This is a genomic window from Paenibacillus sp. Leaf72 (assembly GCF_001422685.1).
Classification (GTDB): domain Bacteria; phylum Bacillota; class Bacilli; order Paenibacillales; family Paenibacillaceae; genus Pristimantibacillus.
Genome location: NZ_LMLV01000026.1, coordinates 1 through 2949 on the forward strand (window position 1 = coordinate 1; position 2949 = coordinate 2949).

A 2949-nucleotide genomic window follows, 5' to 3' on the forward strand; every position below is an offset into this window, starting at 1 on the left:
CAATCTGCTCTCGTCCCAGCACTTGGCGCTGATGCTGAGAAGAAGGGGAATGGCACTCGCATGAGCTGGAGGCAGGGATGGAATATTTCGTGCTGGAGCATGATCGGCGCTTGCCGGCGAACGGGGCGAACCTGGCTTTTCCCGAGCGCATGCTGAGAGGCTACCGCTATGCGGAGCAGCAGGAGATGGTGTACGTCAAGAAGGGGAGTCGGCTAAATCCGGGTTGTATGATTGAAAATCCGCTGCTGCTCGTAGGCGCTGAGCTGCGGGCGGTCGTCAGCCGAATGGTTCCGAATATGGGCTATAAGAGCGTCATCGTCATGGATTTGGAGCAGCAGGGACAGTTTTTTTATGACTGGATGGATGTGCAGGAGGTGCCTTGCTTAGCGCCAGAGCGGACCGTGACGGAAAACGGGCGAGTGAGCAAAATGTGGGTAGATCCATGGGCGCTGCAAGAAGCTGCGATTTTCCAGATTCCGTACTACCGCAGCCGTGTGCTGGTGGTGCGTGTAGATATAGCGGAGGGGCTGCTGCGGAAAAGCTTGTATGGGCTGAGTGTGAGACGAATTGAGTTGGTNGTACTACCGCAGCCGTGTGCTGGTGGTGCGTGTAGATATAGCGGAGGGGCTGCTGCGGAAAAGCTTGTATGGGCTGAGTGTGAGACGAATTGAGTTGGTAGGGGGAATGGCGACGAATGGAAGCTAGGTCAACCGTTTTGAAGAAGGCTACGCTTAAGGCGCTGCTTGAATCTCCATGGAGAAGCGAGGATACGTATGTGACGGCGGGAGCTTACATGTATTGTTCCAAGGGTACGCATGAGGAGGTGCTAAGCAAGCAAGATCCTAATGGTGTATACATTAATGGAAGTCCGATGCTGACTGTGGAGGATTGTGTGGCATCTACATCCGTGCCGGGCGTGATTAAGGGGAAGCCTGCTTATCTCATGGCAGAGGATTTGAATGGTAACTTCTATTCTTTTGGCTATTGCCGAAGTGAGCATCATCCTATGAAAGAAGCGGAGGAAGGGAATTCTCTGCAACCCGGCTATCATAAATTCATTTATGACCCGGACGAACAAGAACCTACCTTTAATCGTTATGTGTATCCTTGTGCGCCCCAACTGCTGCCGACGGTTTCAGCATCCGCACCTGCGGGGGCACCATTTAAGCCGAAAACGGGTTCGTCTAACAGCGTGCCATCGCTGCTTGAGATGCTGGAGAACTTGAAGGTGCCACAAGTGCAATGGACGAATGGCAGTCCCAATGTATCGATTCAAGGGGTAGCTGCGCTGACCAGCAAATCGTGTTTGTCTTGCAAGTATGGAGGAGAGATTCGCTTGCTGACCAATGGAATGGACCCCGTACCTCCTGAATTTTCCCAGAGATAATGGAGAGGAGAGGTGAAAGCGTGGAGGTAGGGTTCGAAGGAGATGGCTATCAGTTACAGTGGCCCTATAAGCTAAAGGCCGTGCGCAGCTTTCGCATCGAGCGGAAGTTCAATGCGCATGCGAAATGTACCTTTACAGCGGAAATGACGGAAGCGGAAGCCGAGGCCTGTATAGGCAGAAGCAGCTTCGAGGACAGCCTAATCATGCGCAAGCCCACTGAGCCTAAGGCGGAAAGCTGGTTTGCTGGGGGCATTACGCATGTAGATATTGAAATGGAGGACGGCATTCCCCACGTCAAGGTCGAGGCGCTGTCGCGCACGTATGCAATGGATTTGGAGCCGAAAAATCGGTCGTATCAGAATAAGTATCTGACATACACGGATGCGATTCTGCAACTGGTTAAGAACTATCCCCGCGGGGACGCGCAAAATATTCATATTCGAGCGAGTGGAGGAGGGCGGCGTTCGTCTCGGGTGGGTACGGTCATTTTGCCGGATGTGGTGATGGATACCCCGCGCGTGTATTTTGGCGTACCGGACCTGTCATGGGGGAAGGAGCTGAAGGCGAAGCGCTATACGGTCTTGAAAAACCGCGCCGCCTATGAAGAGCTGAAAGCCCATGCGGAAGGCAGTGATGCGGATCTTATTCACGAAGCAGACTTCGTCAGCTACCGGATAACCAGCGAGCAATTTTGCCAGGTTGGGGACGATGTCGTATTCAAGAAGCAGATGTGGGTCGTGGCCGAGTCGATCATTAGCTATGCCTCAGGGCTGCTGACCTATGAATATGTGCTGGTCCGGCGTCAGACGCTGAGACGGAAATCCCGGCAAAATGAAGGGATTCAGGGTGTATCGCTGGAAGGGCGCGTCGTGAAACGGGCGAACAATATGGTTAAGGTGCATCTGGACATCGACAACGCACATGACGAGCAGGGAAACTGGTGGTTCCCATATTCAGGGGAAGGGAACAATCTGTTTCATGTGCTGCCGGATGAGGGCGCGCGGATAAAGGTTTATTTTCCAAACGGTGTGGAAAAGAAAGCGATGGCGATCAACTCGGTGCGAGGCGGCAGCGAGGAGATGAAAAGCCGGACGGTGTTCCAGAAGCCGACGACGAAGGTGTGACGAAGGTGTTTGAATCGCCGGGAGCGGCCAAGATGCAGCTGGGGGACGATGGGGTTCTTTTTGAAAAAGGAACGGTCAGCCTGCATTTGGATGGCGGGAACATCACGGTGAATGCGAGTGAAGATGTGCTGCTAGTCGCGGGCAATAAGGTGGAGCTGGGAAGCGGGAGCGATAAGGGAATCCTCGAATCGATCCGAATGCGGGCGACGAATCAGGTCGCATTGCAGACGAAGGCGGATCGCTATGTGCTGATCAGTGAAAACCGAGTCGGCATCAAGAGCGGCAAGCTGGATTTTCAGAAGGTGGAGGTRCCGTTYACCGAGCTGCTGACGGATGAAGAGCTGGAGCAGCTGTATATGGATGAGCAAGTTCCTGAACAAATGGAAGTGGAGATCCAGAAAGCGCAAGCGAAAGAGGAAGGTGCAGATCGGAAGAGCG

Annotated in this window: 3 protein-coding genes; all 3 read left to right on the top strand. The window is 53.6% G+C overall.

Annotation, left to right across the window (positions count from 1 at the left end):
- Positions 1–694 precede the first annotated feature (694 nt).
- Positions 695–1387 (top strand): DUF4280 domain-containing protein, encoded by a 693-nt coding sequence (locus ASF12_RS21150; RefSeq protein ID WP_056039147.1) that lies wholly within the window; start codon positions 695–697, stop codon positions 1385–1387.
- A gap of 20 nt (positions 1388–1407) precedes the next feature.
- Complete coding sequence (locus ASF12_RS21155; RefSeq protein ID WP_056039150.1) at positions 1408–2511, top strand: hypothetical protein; 1104 nt, start codon at positions 1408–1410, stop codon at positions 2509–2511.
- Positions 2512–2543: 32 nt separating this feature from the next.
- Positions 2544–2949, top strand: a 406-nt coding sequence (locus ASF12_RS21160; RefSeq protein ID WP_155973354.1) for a hypothetical protein, incomplete at its 3' end; no start/stop codon positions are given.

Coding starts and splice junctions, on each gene's coding strand:
- ASF12_RS21150 (WP_056039147.1), top strand. CDS start 695: ATGGAAGCTAGGTCAACCGTTTTGAAGAAGGCTACGCTTAAGGCGCTG.